This window comes from Novosphingobium sp. LASN5T (assembly GCF_003856955.1).
Classification (GTDB): domain Bacteria; phylum Pseudomonadota; class Alphaproteobacteria; order Sphingomonadales; family Sphingomonadaceae; genus Novosphingobium.
This window is the reverse complement of sequence record NZ_RQSI01000016.1, coordinates 36,390-56,569: the sequence shown is the minus strand read 5'-3', so window position 1 is coordinate 56,569 and position 20,180 is coordinate 36,390. Positions and strand designations below refer to the sequence as shown.

Below are 20,180 nucleotides of genomic sequence, written 5' to 3'. Positions count from 1 at the left end.
GTTTCGCATTTTCAACAAAAGGCTTGTGGCCGTGGACACCCTGGAATTCGATTTCATCGTCATCGGTGCCGGTTCGGCCGGTTCGGTACTCGCCAACCGGCTTAGTGCCGATCCCGCCGTGCGCGTGCTGCTGCTCGAGGCGGGCGGCGAGGCGAACCATCCCTATGTGCGGATGCCGCTGGGTTTCCTCCAGGCGTTGCGCAGTTCCGACCTTGCCTGGCAATTCGCCTCCGAACCCGAAACCCATGTGGGCGGCAAGAGCTTTCCCCTGCCGCGCGGGCGGATGCTCGGCGGATCGTCGTCGATCAATGGCATGGTCCATTTCCGGGGGCATCCGCGCGATTTCGACGATTGGGCGGCGGCGGGGTGCACCGGCTGGGACTATGCCAGCGTGCTACCCTATTTCAAGCGCTCGGAAGACCACTGGACAGGCGGCAACCGCTGGCGCGGGCGCGGCGGGCCGATCTCGGTCCAGCCGGTCGATACCTCGCGCCTGATGGCGGACGAACTGCGCGCCTCGGCAGCACTCTGCGGCTATCCCTACAATCCGGACTATGACGGCGAGAGCAACGAAGGCTGCGCCGACGTGCAGATCGCGCTACGCAACGGCGAACGCTGCGGATCGGCGGCGGCGTACCTCAAGCCCATCCGTTCGCGCCGCAACCTCAAGGTGATGACGCGCGCGCATGTTCACCGCATCCTGTTCGACGGCAAGCGCGCCACCGGCGTGGAGTTCGAACGCCATGGAGTGCGCCAGCAGGCGACTGTGGAACGCGAAGTGCTGCTCTGCGCCGGTGCATACGGCTCGCCACAGATCCTCATGCTGTCGGGCATCGGGCCGGGCGGAGAGCTAGCCAGCCACGGCATCTCTCCGGTCCACGAGCTGCCTGGCGTCGGGCAGAACCTGCAGGAGCACGTCCGCCTTGCCCACCAGTACGACGCGGCTCCGCCCCACAGTTTCGCGCGCGAACTGCGCTTCGACCGCGCGACCGTTTCGTTCCTGCGCTGGTATTTCACCGGCACGGGCCGCTTCGCCAACCAGATCGCCGCCGGCTGTATTCTCGCCCGGTCGGAACCCGATCTCGACCGGCCCGATCTCCAGATCATGTCCAGCCCGGTCAGGGTCGATGCGAACATCTGGTTTCCCGGCTTCGCCAAGCCGAAACAGGATTGCTTCTACAACTCGATCTGCCTGCTGCGCCCCGAAAGCCGCGGTTCGGTTACGCTGCGCGATCGCAACCCGCTATCCGCCCCGCGCATCCAGCTCAACCTGCTGGAACACCCCAACGACTGGGCGACGCTGAAGAAGGGCCTCGCGATCTCGCGCAGGATATTTTCGGGCGGTCCGATCGCCGATTACGTGCTGCGGGAAATCCTGCCCGGCGCGCATGTGCAGGACGATACCCAGCTCGATGCGATGAAGGCCGATCTGGCCGGCGTCGTCCACCATCCCGTCGGCAGTTGCACCATGGGCACCGGACCGGACGCGGTGGTCGATCCGCAACTGCGCGTCCACGGCGTCGAAGGTCTGCGCGTCGTCGATGCCTCGATCATGCCGCTGCTGGTCGGGGCAAACACCAATGCCGCCGCCGTGATGATCGGCGAAAAGGCGGCAGACCTCATTCTTGGCAATCACGCGCCGGAGTCCGTGCAATGACCGAACTTTCCCCTGTCCTCGACCGCGCCGCCGTGCGCATCGGGCAGCTTTCCGGGCACTTCATCAACGGCGCCTGGCAGCGTGGAAACGCCGCCCCGATCGACGTGATCGATCCCGCGACCGAAATGGTGATCGGACAGATCGCGTCCGGCGGCGCGACGGAAGTGGATGCAGCCGTAAACGCCGCGCGCGCCGCCTTCGAACGCCCGGAATGGAGCGCGATGCCCGCTGCCCAGCGCGAAAGGCTGCTGCTCCGCCTCGCCGATATCGTCGAACAGCATCAGGACGAGATCGCCGCGATCGAAACGCTCGACAATGGCATGCCCTATGCCATCGCGCGGCAGATGGCGGTCGGCTCCGCGATCAGTTCGATCCGCTACAACGCCGGCTGGCCGCGCCGCCTGAACGGAGAGACCACGCCCGTCTCGGTACCCGGCAACTGGCACGGCTACACCACGCACGATCCGCTGGGCGTGGCCGCGCTGATCGTGCCGTGGAACGCCCCGTTCGCGATCACCTGCACCAAGGTTTCAGCCGCGCTGGCGGCGGGCTGCACGGTGGTGCTGAAGCCCGCCGAACTTGCGCCGATGTCGGGCCTGCGCCTGGCCGAATTCGTCGCCGAAGCCGGCTTTCCGGATGGAGCGGTCAATGTCGTCACCGGTCTCGGAGCGCAGGCCGGCGCGGCGCTGGTGGCGCATCCGGGCGTGGACAAGATCTCGTTCACCGGCTCGACAGCCACCGGCCAGTCCATCCTGCGCGAAAGCGCGGGTTCGCTGAAGCGCGTCTCGCTCGAACTAGGCGGCAAGTCGGCCTCCATCGTGTTTGCCGACGCCGATCTGGCGAAGGCGATCCCGGGCGTCGCCATGGGCATCTTCGGCAACAGCGGGCAGGTCTGCGCAGCCGGATCGCGCCTGTTCCTGCACGATGCCGTCTATGACCAGTTCCTCGAAGGCCTGGCCGCCTTCGCCGCCAAGCTGGTGGTCGGCCCCGGCACGCGGGATGGCGTCCATCTTGGACCGCTGATCTCGGCAGGGCAAAAAAGCCGGGTCATGGGCTATGTCGAAGCCGGCAAGGCGGAGGGCGCAAGCCTTTTGTTTGGCGGCGATGCGCCAGCCGGCGCAGGCTACTTCGTCAACCCCACCGTCTTCGTCGATGCCCGCCCGGACATGCGCATCATGCGCGAGGAAATCTTCGGGCCGGTGCTCTCGGTCATGCGCTTTTCGGATACGGACAGCCTCGACGACCTCGCCCGCAAGGCCAACGACAGCATTTACGGCCTTTCGGCCTACGTCTGGACGCAGAACCTGGCCGCCGCGCAGGCCATGGCGAAGAAACTGCGCTCCGGCTCGGTCAAGATCAACGGGTCCGGCATGGAATTCGCCCTGCCCTTCGGCGGCTTCCGCCAATCCGGCCTCGGTCGCGAAAACGGGCGCGACGGCGTGGAGGCCTTCACCGAAACCAAGGCCGTGATGGTCGGCTGGTCCTGAAGTCAGGCGCGCCCAAGGCCGGTTGGGCATTGGAACCGCCGCGTCGTTCCGATGCAAGCGCGCGTTGGGCACCGCGTTGCATGACGCAATGCCTGGCACCACTTTGGCAGATATTGGCGGATCATGCGTCTCCATCTTCTACGGCAGTGCGGGCAGGTCGGCGGGTCATGAGCATGGCGGCCCCGGATTGGGAAAGCCGCGCAATGCGCCGAGCCGCAATCCGAGAACCGGGCAACCGCATTCGATCGCAGCGAATTTCAAGCCGGATCGAACGCAGCGACCGACTCACGCCAGGAGGTTTGGCATCGGTTCAAACCCTGCCGCCCCAGCCGATGGCGGGGCACCATCAGGCCGTGGCGAAGGCTTCCACCGGCAGTGCCATCACGGTTTCGCCACCCGCCTCGATCTCGCGCCGCAATGCGCCAGCCTGGGGGATAGAGCGCAGCGCGAAATGCTTCGCGGTGACCAGCTTGGCCTCGTAGAACAGCGTATCGTCCGTTCCCGCCGCCAGCGCCGCAGCCGCCACCTTGGCCATCTTCAGCCACATCAGGCCCAGCGAAACGATGCCCATCAGCGTCATGTAGGCATAGGCGCCCGCGCCCAGCGCGTTGCGGTCGGTCATGTCGTGCTGGAGGAACCACATCGTCGCGGCCTTCAGCTCGCCATTGGCCTTGCCCAGCCGTTCCGCCACCAGCGCTACCGCATCCCCGCTATCGGCGGCGGAAGCGCATTCGTCATCGACCAGCTTGAAGAAGGCCTGCACCGCGCGGCCGCCGTTCATCGGCAGCTTGCGCCCTACGAGATCCATCGCCTGCACGCCGTTCGCGCCTTCATAGATCATGGCGATGCGCGCATCGCGTACGAACTGCTCCATGCCGCTTTCGGCGATATAGCCGTGGCCGCCCCAGATCTGCTGCATGTCGGTGGCGGTCTGGTAGCCCCTGTCGGTGCCGTAGCCCTTGATCACCGGCGTCAGCAGGCTGATCAGGTCATCAGCTTCCTGCCGCTCTTCCGCCGTCGCCGCCTTGTGCGAAAGATCGACCAGCAGACCGCCCCAGCCGGAGAAGGCGCGCATCCCTTCGGTGAAGGCCTTGGCATCCATCAGCATCCGGCGCACATCGGGGTGGACGAACAGCGGATCGGCCTTCTGATCGGGCTCGGCGGGGCCGGTCAGCGCGCGGCCCTGCCGGCGCTCCTGCGCATAGAGCACCGAGTTCTGGTACGCGGCTTCCGCCTGCCCCAGCCCCTGGATGCCCACGCCCAGACGGGCCGCGTTCATCATCACGAACATCGCGGCAAGGCCCTTGTTCTCCTCGCCGACGATCCAGCCCTTCGCGTCCTCGTAGTTCATCACGCAGGTGGCGTTGCCGTGGATGCCCATCTTGTGCTCGATCGAGCCGACCGACACGGCATTCTTCGCGCCCAGCGAGCCGTCGTCGTTCACCAGGAACTTGGGCACGATGAACAGGGAGATGCCCTTGCTCGATTCCGGCGCGCCCGGCGTCTTGGCCAGCACCAGGTGGATAATGTTCTCGGTCAGGTCATGGTCACCCGCCGAAATGAAGATCTTGGTGCCGGTGATGGCATAGGAGCCATCGGCCTGCGGTTCGGCGCGGGTACGGATCAAGCCCAGATCGGTGCCGCAGTGCGGCTCGGTCAGGTTCATCGTGCCAAGCCATTCGCCGGAGACCATCTTGGGCAGATACTTCGCCTGCTGTTCGGGCGAACCCTTCGAGAGGATCGCGGAAATCGCGCCATTGGCAAGGCCTGGATACATCGCGAAGGCGTGGTTCGCGCTGCACATGTATTCTTCCATGACGAAGCCGATCACGTGCGGCAAACCCTGTCCGCCGAACGCCTCCGGCCCGACGAGCGTGGGCCAGCCGCCCTCTACGTACTGGCGATAGGCTTCCTTGAACCCGGTCGGCGTCGTCACCGAAGCGTCGGGGTGGCGGGTGCAGCCCTCGATATCGCCCACGCGGTTGAGCGGCGCGACCACCTCGGAAACGAAGCGCCCCGCTTCCTCGATCACCGCGTCCGTCATGTCCTGCGTCGCGTTCTCGAACCCGGCCAGATGAGTATAGTCGGCCACGCGGACGACTTCGTTGACGATGAAACGCGTGTCCCGCGTTGGAGCCTTGTAGATCGGCATTGCTTGGTCCTCAGGAGTTGTGCGACCCGCCGGTTTCGGGATTGCGCCCTTCCAGACGCTCCCGCTTCACCAGAAGGTCGACGAAGCTGGTCAGTTCATCAATGGTGTCGGTGATGTCCGCCTGCTGGCGGCGCAAGTTGTCGATCCGTTCGCGGCACTTGGCGATGGTGACGCGGCGCTGTTCGGCACGCCCGTCGCCCAGATCGTAAAGATCGATCATATCGCGGATTTCGGCGAGGCTGAAACCCACGTTCTTGGCGCGCATGATCCATGCCAGCCGCGCCCGGTCGCGCTTGCTGTAGATGCGCGACAGGCCCAGCCGCGTCGGCGCGATCAGGCCCTCGTCCTCATAGAAGCGCAAGGCGCGAGCGGTAACGCCGAACTCGTTGGAGAGATCGGAAATCGTATACTGATCGCGTGCGCTCGCGTCAGGATGGTCGAGATGGCCGGTGTGGTCACGATTTGCGGCGGCGGACTGAGCGGGCATGCTCATAGAGCTACCTACCCTTTACGTAAGCGTCAATCCACGATCCGCACAAGTTCGCCGTTATTATCGATCCGCCGGTAGAAACAGGTCCGCGCCAGCGTGTGGCAGGCCGGCCCCGCTGCCTCGACTCTCAATTCCAGCGCATCCTGATCGCAATCCACGCGAATCTCGACGACCTTGAGCGTATGCCCCGAGCTTTCGCCCTTCATCCACAGGCGCCCGCGCGACCGGGAATGGAAATGGGCGAATCCCGTCTCGCGCGTCTTCGCGATGGCTTCAGCGTCCATATGTGCCAGCATCAGCAATTCGCCGGTACGATGATCCACCGCCACCGCCGTCACCAGCCCGGCGGCATCGAACCTGGGCATGAAAACCCGCCCCTGTTCGCGCAATTCGGAGGAATCATCCTGTGAAATGGTAAGGACCTTTCTCTGCAACCCGTATCAAATGAGGATTTGTTGCAGGATAACCACAGATGGGTCGCAAAATCCATCCAAACGCAACAATGGACTTTCGTCGGGGCGACCAATCGCGGATGAAGAATGCGCGGTTTGAGGGAACCGCATTCTGGACCGCCGAAAGGCGGCGCAAAAGCGCCAAAGTTCAGGGAAAAAGAGGGGCGGCTTCAGGTGCCGGAGACAGCGGAGGCTGGATCGGTATCTGGCCGGATGATGAGGGACCTAGAGCGGAGCGACAACAGGGGGCTGTCGTTGTAACGCTTGCAATTTCGTCACGAGGACGCCCGGAATCGCAAGATTCCGGGCGTTTCTTTTATGGCCCCGTGTCCGTGCCGTCCAGGGATGTTCCAGACCGATCGGCTGCATCCAGCGCCTCATCCAGCACGCGGGCGAAACACGCGATGCGAATCCGGGCCGCCCCGGCTTTGCGCAGCGCGCGCAGGCACGCGTCGGTCGTCGCGCCACTCGTCATGACGTCATCCACCAGCAGCACGTTTGTGCCTTTCAACCTGCTTGCCCAGCGCGGCGACGCAGCAATCGCGCCTGAGAGCGCCACCGCCCGCGCGCGGCGGTTCAATCCCCCCAGCGGTGGCGTCTGCTTGACGCGAACGAGCGCATCGACGGCCAGCGCCTGCCCCGTGACCCGCGCGATCCGCGCTGCCAGCAGCGCGGACTGGTTGAACCCGCGCCGCCACAAACGCCAACGGTGGAGCGGCACCGGCACGACCAACCACTCCCCGTCCAGCTCCGGCAGACGCGGCACGATCAATTGCGCCAGCAAGCCGGCAAGGCCAACGCGGCGCCCGTGCTTGAACGCCAGCACCAGATCGCGCGAGGCATCGTTGTAAAGCGTCGCCGCCGTGATCCCTTCATGCTTCGGTGGACTGGCCAGACAGGGCGCGCAGATCAGATGCCCGTCATCGCCATGCTCTTCGCCCAAGGGGCGCTGGCAGAGCGCGCAGGCGGGATCGCCGGGAATGGCGAGCCTGCCCCAGCAGGCCACGCACAACCCGCCCTGCCGCGCCAGCGGATCGCCGCACAGCGGGCAGCGGGGCGGAAAGACCAGGTCGATCACCGGGGCCGTCACGGCGGCGAGGGAAGCAGACCGGAGCATGAACCGAGTTGTCCGCCCGGAACGGGGGCTTGGCAAGAGCATCCCGAACGGGCAGGCAGCCGCGCATGGCTTCCGCGCTTCCCCCCGCCCCCGCACCGCCCGCGTCACCGCCGACCATCTTCTCACCCGCTCGCCGCGCCGCGCTCCGCGCGCGGATGCGCCGGCTGCAGCAGCGCCCCGACGCGGCGCGCTACGTGATGGACGACATGGTGGAGGACGTGCTCGACCGCCTGTCGTTCCTGCGCCACACCCCGGCCCGGGCGCTGGTGATCGGCGACTGGACCGGCACGCTCGCCACGGCGCTGGCCGCGCAGGGCTGCGCCGTCACCCGCGCCGATCCGGTCCCCGGCCCCGGCGAAACGCCGATCGACGAGGAAAACCCGATCCCGGCGGGCGAAGGCTTCGACCTCGTCGCCAGCCTCGGCACGCTCGACACCGTCAACGATCTGCCCGGCGCGCTGCTGCACTTGCGCCGCGCGCTGGCCCCCGATGGCCTCGCGATCATGAGCTTCAGCGGCGCGGGCAGCCTCCCTGCCCTGCGCGCGATCATGCTCGCGGCCGACGGCGACCGCCCCGCCCCGCGCATCCATCCGCAAGTGGACGTGCGCGCCGGCGGGCAACTGCTCCAGCGCTGCGGCTTCGCAGCCCCGGTGATCGACAGCCGCTCGCTGCCGGTGCGCTTCGGCAGCCTGGAACGGCTGGTGGGCGACGTGCGGGCGCAGGGGCTGAGCAACTGCCTCGCCCGCTCCGGCCCGGCGCTGGGCAAGGCGGCGCTGGCTAGGGCACGGGCCGCTTTCGCCGGACAAGCCGACGCGGAAGGCCGCGTGACCGAGACGTTCGAAATTCTGACGCTCAGCGGCTGGCGGGGGTAGCGCCCAAAAACCCACCCCCAGCCCCTCCTGCAAGCGGGAGGGGAGCGAGACTTGCGCCGCCGCAGGCGGCGTTAGTCGCAGCGGGGTGGGCTACGCCCTCGCGTATTACCCCAAGGCGGCCTGCGCCGCCGCCAGGCGGGCGATCGGCACGCGATAGGGGCTGGCGGACACGTAATCGAGGCCGGTCTTTTCGCAGAACGCGATCGAGGCCGGATCGCCGCCGTGTTCACCGCAGATGCCCAGCTTGATGTCGGACCGGGTCTTGCGCCCGCGTTCCGCCGCCAGTTCGACCAGCTGGCCCACGCCCTCGATGTCGAGGCTGACGAACGGATCGCGCGGGTAGATGCCCTGATCGACATAGGGATTGAGGAAGCGCGCGGCGTCGTCGCGGCTGACGCCCAGCGTGGTCTGGGTCAGGTCGTTGGTGCCGAACGAGAAGAACTTGGCTTCCTCGGCGATCTCGCCCGCCATCAGCGCGGCGCGCGGCAGTTCGATCATCGTGCCGACGAGGTAATCGAGCGTGTAACCCTTTTCGGCGAAGACCTCCGCCGCCACGCGATCGACCAGCGCCTTCAGGATTTCGAGTTCCTTCCGGGTCGCGACCAGCGGGATCATCACTTCGGGCACGACCGCCTCGCCCGATTTCGCCGCCACGTCGCAGGCCGCCTCGAAAATGGCGCGGGCCTGCATTTCGTAGATTTCGGGGAAGGTGATGCCAAGGCGGCAGCCACGATGGCCGAGCATCGGGTTGAACTCGTGCAGTTCGCCCGCGCGGCGCTTCAGGTGATCGACGCCCAGGCCGGTGACTTCCGCCAGTTCGGCGAATTCCGCATCGCCGTGGGGCAGGAATTCATGGAGCGGCGGATCGAGCAGGCGGATGGTGACCGGCAGGCCCGCCATCACCTCGAAGATCGAGGTGAAATCGGCGCGCTGTTCGGGCAGCAGCTTGGCCAGCGCGGCGCGGCGGCCGGCTTCGTCCTCGGCCAGGATCATCTGGCGCACGGCCGAGATACGGCTGGCGTCGAAGAACATGTGCTCGGTGCGGCACAGGCCGATGCCTTCCGCACCGAACTGCCGCGCGACCTGGCAGTCGAGCGGCGTTTCGGCATTGGTGCGCACCTTCATGCGGCGGTGCTTGTCGGCCCAGGCCATCAGCGTGCCGAAATCGCCGACGAGTTCGGGCTCCACGGTGGGCACCTTGCCCGCCATGACATCGCCGTTCGATCCATCGAGCGTAATGACATCGCCTTCACGAATATCGCGGTTGCCGATCTTCGCGGTGCGCGCCGCCATGTCGATCGACAGCGCCGACGCGCCCGAAACGCACGGACGGCCCATGCCGCGCGCCACCACGGCGGCGTGGCTGGTCATGCCGCCGCGCGCGGTGAGGATGCCCTTGGCGGCGTGCATGCCGTGAATGTCCTCGGGGCTGGTTTCCACGCGCACGAGGATCACCGCATCGCCGCGTTCGGCCAGCGTCTGCGCGGTGTCGGCATCGAACACCACCGCGCCCGAAGCCGCGCCGGGGCTGGCCGGCAACCCGCGCGTCAACACGTCGCGCGGCGCCTTGGGATCGAGCGTGGGGTGCAGCAGCTGGTCCAGCGCCATGGGATCGATGCGGCGGATCGCGGTGGCCTCGTCGATCAGCCCTTCGCCCACCATGTCCACCGCCATCTTCAGCGCGGCCTTGGCGGTGCGCTTGCCCGAACGCGTCTGGAGCATCCACAGCTTGTTCTTTTCGACGGTGAACTCGATGTCCTGCATGTCCTTGTAGTGCTTTTCGAGCAGTTCAAAGACAGCGGCGAGTTCGGCGTAAGCCTGCGGCATCGCCTCTTCCATCGACAGCGGCTTGGCCCCTGCCGCCTCGCGCGCGCGCCGGGTCAGATACTGCGGCGTGCGGATGCCGGCCACGACGTCCTCACCCTGCGCGTTGACCAGCCATTCGCCGTAGTAGGCCTTCTCGCCAGTCGCCGGATCGCGGGTGAAGGCGACGCCCGTGGCCGAGGTATCGCCCATGTTGCCGAAGACCATCGCCTGCACGTTGACGGCGGTGCCCCACGACTGCGGAATATCGTTCAGGCGGCGATAGACCTTGGCACGGTCCGATTCCCACGAATCGAACACCGCGCCCACCGCGCCCCACAGCTGTTCGTGCACGTCCTGCGGGAACGGACGGCCGAGTTCTTCCTCGACGATCGCCTTGTATTCCTTGACGAGAGCCTGCCAATGTTCGGCACCCATCTCGACATCGGCGTAGAAACCGTTGTCTTCCTTGGCGATTTCCAGCGCATCCTCGAACCGGTGATGGTCGAGGCCCAGCACCACGTCGGAATACATCTGAATGAACCGGCGGTAGCTGTCCCAGGCGAAGCGGGCATCGCCCGATCCCGCCGCCAGCCCTTCCACCGTGGCGTCGTTGAGCCCCAGGTTGAGCACGGTGTCCATCATGCCCGGCATCGAAACGCGCGCGCCCGAACGGACCGAGACAAGCAGCGGATTGGCGGGATCGCCGAACACGCGGCCCGTCGCCACCTCGATATGCGCGACGCCGGCGGCGACGCCGGCCTTGATATCCTCGTCAAAAGTCTTGCCGGCTTCGTTGTAGAACGCGCAGACTTCGGTGCTGATGGTGAAGCCGGGCGGCACCGGCAGGCCAATGCCCGCCATCTCCGCCAGATTGGCGCCCTTGCCGCCGGTGATCGTCTTGTCGCGCGAACGGGGATCGTCGCTGCGGGCACCACCGCCGAAGTGGAATACGTATGCGCTCATCGTAAAAAGCCGTTCCCTGACGAAGTTGACGAAGCTGGTTGTCGTTGCTCGCGGGGGACGAACTAGCGCCCCCGCTCCTTATCCTTCGATGCGCCCGAAATCGGCGACCTTGTGCACTGCAGCACGGAAGCGGTCAAGCAAACCCAAGCGATTCGCACGCTTGTTCGCATCCGCATCGTTGACCGTAACTGCCTCAAAGAAGGAATCGATCGGCGCGCGCAGCGTGGCGAGAGCCGCCATGGCGCCGGTGAAATCCTCCGCCCCGACCGCCGCTTCGGCGCGTGGGCTGGCGACGGCCAGCGCCTCGATCAGCGCCTGTTCGGCGGGTTCGGGCGTATAGGCGAGCACGGTGGGTGAATGCGCCATCTGGTCGGCGATGCCCTCGAACGCGGGATCGTCCACCATCACCAGCGGGTCTTCCTCGCCATCGGGCGGGATGATGTCCGCGGCGGAGAAGCCTTCCTTCTTCAGGATGTTCGCCGCGCGCTTGTACCCGGCCAGCAGGTTCGCCCCATCCTCGGTGCCGATGAACGCCTGCAACGCATGGACGCGCGCCAGCAGGCGGACGAGATCGTCCTCTTTGCCGAGCGCAAACACCGCATCGATCAGGTCGTGGCGGACACCGGCTTCGCGTTGCTGGACCTTGAGGCGGTCGGCGAAGAAATCGAGGAGGTCCCTTGGTGCGCGACCAAGCGCGTCCATCAGGCCCTCCGGACGATCACCCGCCCGCTCGCACATTTGCTCACCGACCGAAACGCTGGCGGTTCCGAACTCAAGGAATAGATGCAGGCGCAGGCCGTTAGCTTGTATGATCCGGATAACTGCCAATGCCGCGCGACGCAGCGCGAAAGGATCCTTGGACCCCGTCGGTTTCTCATCAATCACAAAGAAGCTGGCCAATGTATCCAGCTTGTCCGCCAGCGCCACGGCCACCGTGACCGGCGCGGTGGGTACGTCGTCGCTCTGCCCGACCGGCTTGTAGTGATCGCGGATCGCATCGGCCACGGCATCGGGCAGACCTTCGGCGCGGGCGTAGTATCCGCCCATAAGGCCCTGAAGTTCAGGAAATTCCCCGACCATCTCGGTGACGAGATCGGCCTTGCACAGCCGCGCGGCGAGCTCGGCCTGGTCGGCCAGACTCCCCTCCCGCTCGCGGGAGGGGTTGGGGGTGGGCCGGGCTTGGGTGGGCGCCTCGTCAGGCCCACCCCCGGCCCCTCCCGCATGCGGGAGGGGGGATTCCTTGACGAGGCCCTCTTCCACCAGCAAGCGGGCGAGCGTCGCCACGCGCTCCGCCTTGTCGACCACGGTGCCGAGCTTTTCGTGGAAAGTGATCCGCGCCAGCTTCTTCGCCTGTTCGGCCAGCGGCACCTTGCGATCCTGCTGCCAGAAGAAGCGCGCGTCCGAAAGGCGCGCGGCCAGCACCTTGCGGTTGCCGGCCACGATCTCCGCCCCGCCATCGCTCGGCACGATGTTGGCGGTGCAGACGAAGGCATTGGCGAGCTGGCCATCGGCATCGCGGCAGATGAAATATTTCTGGTTCGTCCGCGCGGTTAGCTGGATGACTTCAGGTGGAACCTCAAGATATTCCGCGTCGAAGCGGCCCAGCAGCGGCACCGGCCATTCGGTGAGGCCGGCGTTTTCGACAACCAGCCCTTCATCCTCCACCAGCGTCAGCCCGGCGGCGTTGGCCACGGCGCGGGCCTGTTCGCGCACGATCGCCTCGCGCTCCGCGTGATCCACCAGCACGTGCGCCTCGCGCAGCTTGGCCGCGTAATCGTCCACGCCATCAATCGCGATCTCGCCCGGGGCATGAAAGCGGTGGCCGCGCGTGATCCGCCCGGCGCGGATGCCGCCAACCTCGCAATCGACCACTTCGCCATCGAGCAGCGCCACGATCGCGGAGAGCGGGCGCACCCAGCGCAGGCTTTCGGTGGACAGCGAGGCCGCGCCCCAGCGCTGGCTCTTGGGCCAGGGGAACGCGCGGACGATGGCGGGGATCGCCTCGGCCAGCACATCGGCGGTGGCGCGGCCGGGCTTCTCGCTGACCGCGAACCACACGCCGTCGCGCTCGGTCAACTGGTCCTTGGTCAGTCCGGTCTTGCGCAGGAAGCCTTCGAGCGCCTGTTCGGGCGCGGAGGTGCGCGGCCCCTTCACTTCCTCGCTCACCGCCTCGGTCGCGGCGGGCAGGCCACGCGCGATCAGCGCAAGACGGCGCGGCGTGGTCCAGATGGTAAGGTCGCCCACCGAGAGGCCGGCAGCGGCAAGATGATCGCGGAACAGCTTTTCCAGCGAGGCGCGCGCACCGGCCTGCATCCGCGCGGGGATTTCCTCGCAGCGCAGTTCAAGGAGAAATTCAGTCATGATTTTCTCCGCAGCCCGCGCGAAAGCGGGGGCCTCGTGCCCCAGGGAAAGCGATCCCAGCTTGCGCTGGGATGACGCGGTCATACGCATCCATCATGCCGTCCACCCCGGATAGGCCTGCGCCCATTCGTCCTTGAATTTGTCCATGTAGGCCTCGCACGATCCCCGCGCGAGATCGCGCACGCGGCCCATGTAGCTGGCGCGTTCCTGCACCGAGATCACGCCGCGCGCCTGCAGCAGATTGAACAGGTGGCTGGCCTCGATCGCCTGTTCGTAGGCCGCGATCGGCACGCCGGCATCGAGCGAGCGGCGGCATTCCTCCTCGGCGCGGCGGAAGCCTTCGAACAGGCTGTCGGTATCGGCCACCTCGAAGTTCCACTTCGACATCTCGCGCTCGTTCTCAAGAAACACGTCGCCATACGAGACGCCGTGATTGTTGAACGCGAGGTCGTAAACGTTGTCGACGCCCTGGATGTACATCGCCAGGCGTTCCAGCCCGTAGGTCAGCTCGCCCGCCACCGGCTTGCAATCGAACCCGCCCATTTGCTGGAAATAAGTGAACTGGGTGACTTCCATTCCGTCGCACCAGACTTCCCAGCCCAGGCCCCACGCGCCCAGCGTCGGCGATTCCCAATCGTCCTCCACGAAGCGGATATCGTGCAACAGCGGATCGACACCGATCGTGCGCAGGCTTTCGAGATAAAGCTCCTGCAGGTTTTCCGGGCTGGGCTTCAGGATCACCTGATACTGGTAGTAATGCTGAAGCCGGTTCGGGTTCTCGCCATAGCGCCCGTCGGTGGGCCGGCGGCAGGGCTGCACGAACGCGGCGTTCCACGGCTGCGGACCCAGCGCGCGCAGCGTGGTGGCGGGATGGAACGTACCCGCGCCCATGCGCATGTCGTAAGGCTGGAGGATCAGGCAGCCCTGTTCGCTCCAGAACGCGTGAAGGCGCAGGATAATATCCTGCAGGCTGAGCGGCCCCGTGGGGGATGCTTGGGTATGATCGGCCATGGCCCGCGCCTTTGGCCGATGGAGGCCCGCAAATCAACTTTGCCGTGCGGCGTGCGGTGCGATTTTGCCGGGCGATTGCATCGCGGCAATAGTTCGTTCATCGCGCCGGGGTAGGCAGGAGCGATGTCGATGACCGCATTTTTCCGAACCGCGCCGCTCCGCCGGCTGACCAAACCGCTTGCCGCGCTGGCGCTGGCGGGCCTGTTCGCCGGGCCGGCGCTGGCGCGCGAACCGGTGGCACCCGCCCCGGCGGCGCCGGTTGCTGCCCCTGTCGCCGCGCCCGCTCCGGCGCCGCAGGTGGTCCATCCGGCGCTGTGGAAAGTGGCGGACGCGGATACCACGATCTACCTGTTCGGCACCGTCCACGTGCTCAAGCCCGGCTACGACTGGCTCAACGGGCCGCTGAAGCAGGCGCTCGACGGATCGGACGAACTGGTGACCGAAGTGCTCGATCCGGTGGGCGGCGAAGCGCAGGCGGCGCTGCTTTCGCGCGCGACCTTGCCCGAAGGCCAGACGCTGCGCGGGTTGATGGACGCGCCCCAACGGACCGCCTTTGAAGCGCTGCTGGGCCGCGTGGGCATACCGGCGCCGGCCTTCGACCAGTTCAAGCCGTGGTACGCCGCGGTCGTGCTCTCCTCGCTGCCGATGATCAGCCAGGGACTCAGCCCCAAGGACGGCGCCGAAGCCACGCTCAACGCCTATCCGGGCGGCAAGGCGCGGACGCGTGCGGGGCTGGAGACGATCGACTACCAGCTTGGCCTGTTCGATACGCTGCCGCCCGATGCCCAGCTTGCCTACCTGGGCAACGTGGTGCGCGATTACGACAAGATCGGGCCGGAGATCGACAGCCTGATCGTCGCCTGGGGCAAGGGCGATGCCGAGGCGCTGGCCACGATCATGAACGCCGACATGGACGATCCGCGCCTCACCGAAACGCTGCTGGTCGGCCGCAACCGCCACTGGGCGCAATGGATCAAGGCGCGGCTGGACAAGCCTGGCACGGTGTTCGTGGCGGTGGGCGCCGGGCATCTCGCCGGCAAGGGCAGCGTGCAGGAACAACTCGCCGCGCTCGGCCTCGCCACGCAGCAGGTGCAATGAACCGGATGAAGACCGGGACCTGGAGGAAGGCCTGTGCGGGCATCGCGCTGGCGGCGGGTCTGCTGCTGGGCGCGTGCCGGAGCGAGCCGCAGCCCGCTGCCCCGGCGGCGGAATCGCGCGTGGCGCTATGGGAAGTGACCGGCCCCGGCGGCGCGCGGGGCTGGCTGTTCGGCACCGTTCACGCCCTGCCCGAAGGCACGCGCTGGTCACGCCCCGCGATCGCGCAGGCGCTGGGCGCGGCGGACCGGCTGGTGTTCGAGATCGGCGAACCGCTGGACGCGAAGATCGCGGGCGAAGCGCTGGGCCGGCTGGCCTTCACCCGGGGGTTGCCGCCGCCGTCCGAACGGATCGACCCCGCCTATCGCGGCAAGCTGGCGGCCGTGTACAAGGACCTTGCGCTGACCGACGCGCAATTCCGCGACGAGGAATCGTGGGCTGTGGCGCTCCAGATTTCTGCCATCGCCGGGCAGAAGCACGGGATGAGCCCGGACAACGGCGTGGAGCCCGAGCTACGGCGCATGGCGAAGGGCAAACTCGTCACCGGCCTTGAAACCATTGACAGCCAGTTCGGCATCTTCGACCGGCTGGGCGACCGGGAACAGAAAGTGCTGCTGGAACAGGTGGCCGAGGAAGCATCGAGCGGCAAGGATGACGAGCAGGACATCCTGAAGCTGTGGCTGCGCGGTGATGACCTGGGCATCGCGAAGGAAAGTGAGACCGGCTTTCTGGCCGATCCCGGTCTGCACGAAGCGCTGTTGGCCGCGCGCAACCGCAACTGGACAGGACAGATCGACGCCATGCTGAAAGCCGGCGCGCATCCCTTCGTGGCGGTGGGCGCCGCGCACGTTTCGGGCACGGACGGCCTGCCCCGGATGCTGGCCGAACGTGGCTGGACGGTGCGGCGCGTGCAATAGCGCACGGGGCCAGGCCAGAAAGTCTGGCCAGAAAGGCCGGCAACGCTTGCTTTTTCCGTCCGATCCGCTAAGGGCCGCCGCTTCCCCGGCATGGTCATCCCTGGAGGCGTGCGGGCGGAAACGTGTTCAATACAGCATTTTCGGAAGGTACAGACAATGAGCGAGACGCTTACGCTGTCGGCCGAGACGCGCGATCGGGCTGGCAAGGGAGCCTCCCGTGCACTGCGTCGCGAAGGCCGCACCCCCGCCGTGATCTACGGCGGCAACGAGGATCCGGCCGCGATCCACGTCGGGGAAAAGGAACTGGTCAAGGCGCTTGGCACCGGCCACTTCTTCAACTCGATCGTCGAGCTCACCGTCGGCGGCAAGACCGTCCGCACGCTGCCCAAGGACGTTGCGTTCCACCCGGTTTCGGACCGTCCGCTGCATGCCGACTTCCTGCGCCTTTCGGCCGACCACGCCGTTCACGTGAACGTGCCGGTGGTCTTCGCCAACGAAGAGAAGTCGCCCGGCCTGAAGAAGGGCGGCGTTCTCAACGTGGTCCGTCACGAACTCGAACTGGTCTGCGCGCCGGATTCGATCCCCGATGACATCGTGGTCGACGTGACCGGCTTCGAAGTGGGCGATTCGATCCACATCAGCTCGGTGACGCTGCCGGCTGGCGTGAAGACGGCGATCACCGATCGCGATTTCACCATCGCCACGATCGTTGCCCCCTCCTCGCTCAAGAGCGAAGAAGGCGATACGACCAAGACCGAAGCCTGATCTTCAGGCAAGCGTTTCCGCCGTCCCTCTATCAAGAGGCCGACGGCGGAGCCGGAAAGAAGCCCCCTTCCGCCCCGCGCGGGAGGGGTTCTTTTTTGCCTGGCGGTTGTTTTCACATGCCGTCTGGCCTGATGCGCCCGACACTGTAAACGGGCGCAAAGCGAAGGAGCATCACCGCCATGCAAGTCTGGGTCGGGCTGGGCAATCCGGGGCCGCAATATGCGCTGCACCGCCACAATGTCGGCTTCATGGCGCTCGACACCATCGCCGAAGTGCACTCCTTTGGTCCGGTGCAGAAGAAGTTCCAGGGCTGGGTGCAGGAAGGCCGGATCGGCGGGGCGAAAGTGCTGCTGCTGAAGCCGGCGACCTTCATGAACGAAAGCGGCCGCGCGGTGGGCGAAGCGCTGCGCTTCTACAAGCTTGGCACCGACGCGCTGACCGTGTTCCACGACGAGCTCGATCTCGCCCCGTTCAAGGTGAAGGTGAAGACCGGCGGCGGCACCGCCGGGCATAATGGCCTGCGCTCCATCGACAAGCATCTCGGCCCGGATTTCCGCCGGGTGCGGCTGGGCATCGGGCACCCTGGCCACAAGGATCGCGTGACCGGGTACGTTCTCGGCACCTTCGCCAAGGCGGAGCAGGACGATCTCGTCGACATGCTCGGTGCGATCGCTTCGGAAGCGGAGTGGCTGGCCAAGGGGGACGACGTGCGCTTCATGAGCGATGTGGCGTTGAGGCAAGCCGGGTAATCATTCCTAACGCGATTTAACCATCTGAACTGTTGGGCAAATTTACAGATCGGGCCTTTCAAAACCTTCGTTAACCAGCGTACCCCGCAGGATTTCCCGTTTGGCACGGCAATTGCGAAGAATGGCGTGAACCATTCGTACCGCTTTCAAAGGGGGCCAAACCATGAAGCGTTCTACTGTCATCCTCGCCGCGCTGGCGACGTCCGCGATGTTCGCCACGCCGGCGCACGCGACCTTCGGCCACACCCACTATTGCAACTGTGGCCACAGCGGCGGCTCCAAGTCGTGCGGCGGTTCGTCGTCGTCCTCGTCGACGTCGTCGACCAGCGGCGGCAGCACGTCGTCCGGCGGCAGCACCTCCTCGGGTGGCAGCACCTCCACCTCTTCTGGCGGCGGCACCTCAACCTCGTCGACCTCCACCGGCGGCAGCACGTCCTCGGGCGGTGGCAGCACCTCGTCCGGCGGCACGGCGGTTCCCGAACCCGGCATGCTGGGCATGATGGCCATGGGCCTGATCGGCCTGGGCTTCGCGCGCCGTCAGCGCCGCAAGGGCTGATCGCTCCGAATTAGGGCACGCCCCACGGGTTCGGCCGCGCCGGACCCGGCCCCGGGGCAAACGTCAGCGGACGAAGCCGTCTTGCGGGACGGCGCATCGCGATCCGCTCAGCCCGCCACTTGCGCGCGGGCGAGATCGTTCCGGAACAGGCGATTGGCGGGGTCTGCCCGCAAAGCCTGTTCGAGATAGGCCACCGCCTTGTCGCGGTCCGTCCCGGCCCTGAACCGCACCAGCCCCGCCATGTGGATCATGTCGGCGTTGGAGGGCTGCAGCGCCAGCGCCTTGTCCGCAAACCCGATCGCTTCGGCGTTTCGTCCGGCCTGCGAGGCCGCGAACGCCAGCCGCTTCAACACATCGGCATCGGACTGATAGCCGGAGACCTGCTGGTACGCCGCGATCGCCGCGTTCCAGTCTCCCCGCGCCATCGCCGCTTGCCCGGCGGCGGCCAGTTGCTGCGTCCGCCGCAAATCCCCGGACTGCAGGCGCGCCTTCAGCGTATCCGCCGCCGGATCGCCAGCCCCGCGCGCCGCCTTTTCCGCAAGCTCCAGTTCGCGCGGCCCGGCCATGGCGCTGTCCGCCAGCGGTTTGACCGTGGCATAGGCCGTCGCCGCATCGCCGGTCGCCAGTTGCGCTTCGGCCAGCATCAGCCGGGCGAACGGATTTTGCGGGGAAAGCAGCAAGGCCTTGGCGTAGATCGCCCGCGCCTGCTCGGCCCGCCCGAGGCGGAGCAAGGCTTCGGCATAGGCCAGCCCTTCCGGCGAGCGCGGCTCCAGGCTGCTTTCGCGCGGGGCGAGCGTGCTGCGCACTTTCTCCCAATCGCCCTTTTCGGCGGCGATCTGAATGCGCATCCGCAGCACATCGCCACTTTCCGGCGCGACATCGGTGGCACGGGCCACCAACGCCTCGGCCTCGTCCAGCTTGCCCTGCTGGTCGGCCGCATCGGCCTGCGCAAGCAAAGGCTCGGGCCGCGTGGGATAAAGCGACTGCGCCCGCTTGTACGCGGCCAGAGCGCCGTCCCAACGGTTCGCCTGCGCATCGATATCGCCCGCCAGCATCAGCGTGTCGAGCGCATCGGGGCTGCGACGGCGCAGATCGGCCAGTTGCGCCTCGGCCCCGGCAATGTCCTGCGAATCCAGGAGGAACCGCGCGTAGTCGCGCACCAGCCGCGCGTCCCCGCCGGCCGCAAGCCCCTTGCGATAGGCTTCGAGCGCGCCGGCCTCGTCCTTGTTCGCGAGCAGGGCCGAGGCGCGGATGCGCCATGCCTCGGGATGACTATCGTTGCCCAGCAGCGAGAGCGCTTCGTTGGCCTGCCCGCGCAGCAAGGCAGCGTCCGCCTTCATCCGCGCGATCTCAAGCCCCTTGCCACCCGCCGCTTCAAGGCGCGCGAGCGTGGCCTGCGCGCCCTCGCCATCGCCCAGGCGCAATTGCACCCGCGCCAGCAGATCGAGAATCCGGGCATCCTCGGGCGCGGCCGAAACCGCTTCGCCCAGTTCCTTGCGGGCCGTGCGATAGTCCTCCGCCTTGAAGGCGGCTTGCGCGCGGTCCAGATGCTGTTGCGGCGTTTCCGAACCGCAGGCGGCAAGGACAAGCAGGGCGGGCAGTATCAGCGCTTTCTTCATGCCCGCGTGATGACACGAACGCCTGAAATTTTGGTGAAACTGGCCAAACCGTGCCGCCCCCGCTATGGGCCGCGCGAAAGGCTTGGGCGCAAGAGCCGCGCGGGCCGCATC

16 protein-coding genes are annotated in these 20,180 nt (G+C 66.8%); 8 read left to right on the top strand and 8 right to left on the bottom strand.

Features of this window, described 5'->3' with window-relative positions; translation table 11 throughout:
- The first annotated feature begins 31 nt into the window (after positions 1-31).
- Together EH199_RS12430 and EH199_RS12425 are read left to right on the top strand one after the other, a co-directional pair.
- The gene (locus tag EH199_RS12430; RefSeq protein WP_190287249.1) at positions 32-1,657 is read left to right on the top strand and encodes a GMC family oxidoreductase; all 1,626 of its coding nucleotides are present in this window, start codon (positions 32-34) and stop codon (positions 1,655-1,657) included.
- Entirely contained in the window at positions 1,654-3,144 is a 1,491-nt protein-coding gene (locus EH199_RS12425; RefSeq protein ID WP_124809608.1) for an aldehyde dehydrogenase, read from the top strand. The genes EH199_RS12430 and EH199_RS12425 overlap by 4 nt, the downstream gene beginning before the upstream one ends.
- A gap of 346 nt (positions 3,145-3,490) precedes the next feature.
- On the opposite strand, the gene EH199_RS12420 is transcribed toward EH199_RS12425, so the two are convergent.
- The 4 genes from EH199_RS12420 to EH199_RS12405 form a co-directional block, all read right to left on the bottom strand.
- The gene (locus tag EH199_RS12420) at positions 3,491-5,296 is read right to left on the bottom strand and encodes an acyl-CoA dehydrogenase C-terminal domain-containing protein (RefSeq protein ID WP_124809607.1); all 1,806 of its coding nucleotides are present in this window, start codon (positions 5,294-5,296) and stop codon (positions 3,491-3,493) included.
- Positions 5,297-5,306: 10 nt separating this feature from the next.
- On the bottom strand, positions 5,307-5,789 hold the full coding sequence (locus EH199_RS12415) for a MerR family DNA-binding transcriptional regulator (RefSeq protein ID WP_223806641.1): 483 nt from the start codon (positions 5,787-5,789) through the stop codon (positions 5,307-5,309).
- 26 nt (positions 5,790-5,815) lie between these two features.
- The gene (gene hisI / locus EH199_RS12410; protein ID WP_124809606.1) at positions 5,816-6,151 is read right to left on the bottom strand and encodes a phosphoribosyl-AMP cyclohydrolase; all 336 of its coding nucleotides are present in this window, start codon (positions 6,149-6,151) and stop codon (positions 5,816-5,818) included.
- Between the two features lie 403 nt (positions 6,152-6,554).
- Positions 6,555-7,355 carry a ComF family protein gene (locus EH199_RS12405; protein ID WP_124809605.1) on the bottom strand — a complete coding sequence of 267 codons (801 nt, stop codon included), beginning with the start codon at positions 7,353-7,355 and terminating at the stop codon, positions 6,555-6,557.
- A 65-nt stretch (positions 7,356-7,420) separates the two neighbouring features.
- Here EH199_RS12405 and EH199_RS12400 point away from each other — a divergent pair, with 65 nt between their 5' ends.
- Complete coding sequence (locus EH199_RS12400) at positions 7,421-8,227, top strand: methyltransferase domain-containing protein (RefSeq protein ID WP_223806639.1); 807 nt, start codon at positions 7,421-7,423, stop codon at positions 8,225-8,227.
- A gap of 105 nt (positions 8,228-8,332) precedes the next feature.
- Here the strand turns inward: EH199_RS12400 and ppdK are convergent, their stop codons facing one another.
- The 3 genes from ppdK to EH199_RS12385 all read right to left on the bottom strand — a co-directional run bounded on the left by ppdK (position 8,333) and on the right by EH199_RS12385 (position 14,368).
- Complete coding sequence (gene ppdK, locus EH199_RS12395; protein WP_124809604.1) at positions 8,333-10,996, bottom strand: pyruvate, phosphate dikinase; 2,664 nt, start codon at positions 10,994-10,996, stop codon at positions 8,333-8,335.
- Between the two features lie 78 nt (positions 10,997-11,074).
- Positions 11,075-13,357, bottom strand: a complete 2,283-nt coding sequence (gene glyS, locus EH199_RS12390; protein WP_124809603.1) for a glycine--tRNA ligase subunit beta — start codon at positions 13,355-13,357, stop codon at positions 11,075-11,077.
- Positions 13,358-13,450: 93 nt separating this feature from the next.
- Positions 13,451-14,368 (bottom strand): glycine--tRNA ligase subunit alpha, encoded by a 918-nt coding sequence (locus tag EH199_RS12385; protein WP_124809602.1) that lies wholly within the window; start codon positions 14,366-14,368, stop codon positions 13,451-13,453.
- Between the two features lie 129 nt (positions 14,369-14,497).
- On the opposite strand from EH199_RS12385, the gene EH199_RS12380 reads away from it, so the two are divergent.
- The 5 genes from EH199_RS12380 (at position 14,498) to EH199_RS12360 (ending at position 18,450) form a co-directional block, all read left to right on the top strand.
- A complete protein-coding gene (locus EH199_RS12380) occupies positions 14,498-15,466 on the top strand; it encodes a TraB/GumN family protein (RefSeq protein ID WP_190287248.1) in 969 nt (322 codons plus the stop codon).
- A complete protein-coding gene (locus tag EH199_RS12375; protein ID WP_223806638.1) occupies positions 15,463-16,380 on the top strand; it encodes a TraB/GumN family protein in 918 nt (305 codons plus the stop codon). The genes EH199_RS12380 and EH199_RS12375 overlap by 4 nt, the downstream gene beginning before the upstream one ends.
- Before the next feature lie 156 nt (positions 16,381-16,536).
- Positions 16,537-17,145: a 50S ribosomal protein L25/general stress protein Ctc gene (locus EH199_RS12370; RefSeq protein WP_124809600.1), complete on the top strand. Its 609-nt coding sequence runs from the start codon at positions 16,537-16,539 to the stop codon at positions 17,143-17,145.
- A 179-nt stretch (positions 17,146-17,324) separates the two neighbouring features.
- A complete protein-coding gene (pth, locus tag EH199_RS12365; protein WP_124809599.1) occupies positions 17,325-17,894 on the top strand; it encodes an aminoacyl-tRNA hydrolase in 570 nt (189 codons plus the stop codon).
- Between the two features lie 163 nt (positions 17,895-18,057).
- Positions 18,058-18,450, top strand: coding sequence for a PEP-CTERM sorting domain-containing protein (locus tag EH199_RS12360; RefSeq protein ID WP_124809598.1), 393 nt, complete (start codon positions 18,058-18,060; stop codon positions 18,448-18,450).
- A gap of 107 nt (positions 18,451-18,557) precedes the next feature.
- Here the strand turns inward: EH199_RS12360 and EH199_RS12355 are convergent, their stop codons facing one another.
- Entirely contained in the window at positions 18,558-20,069 is a 1,512-nt protein-coding gene (locus EH199_RS12355) for a tetratricopeptide repeat protein (RefSeq protein ID WP_124809597.1), read from the bottom strand.
- Positions 20,070-20,180 lie beyond the last annotated feature (111 nt).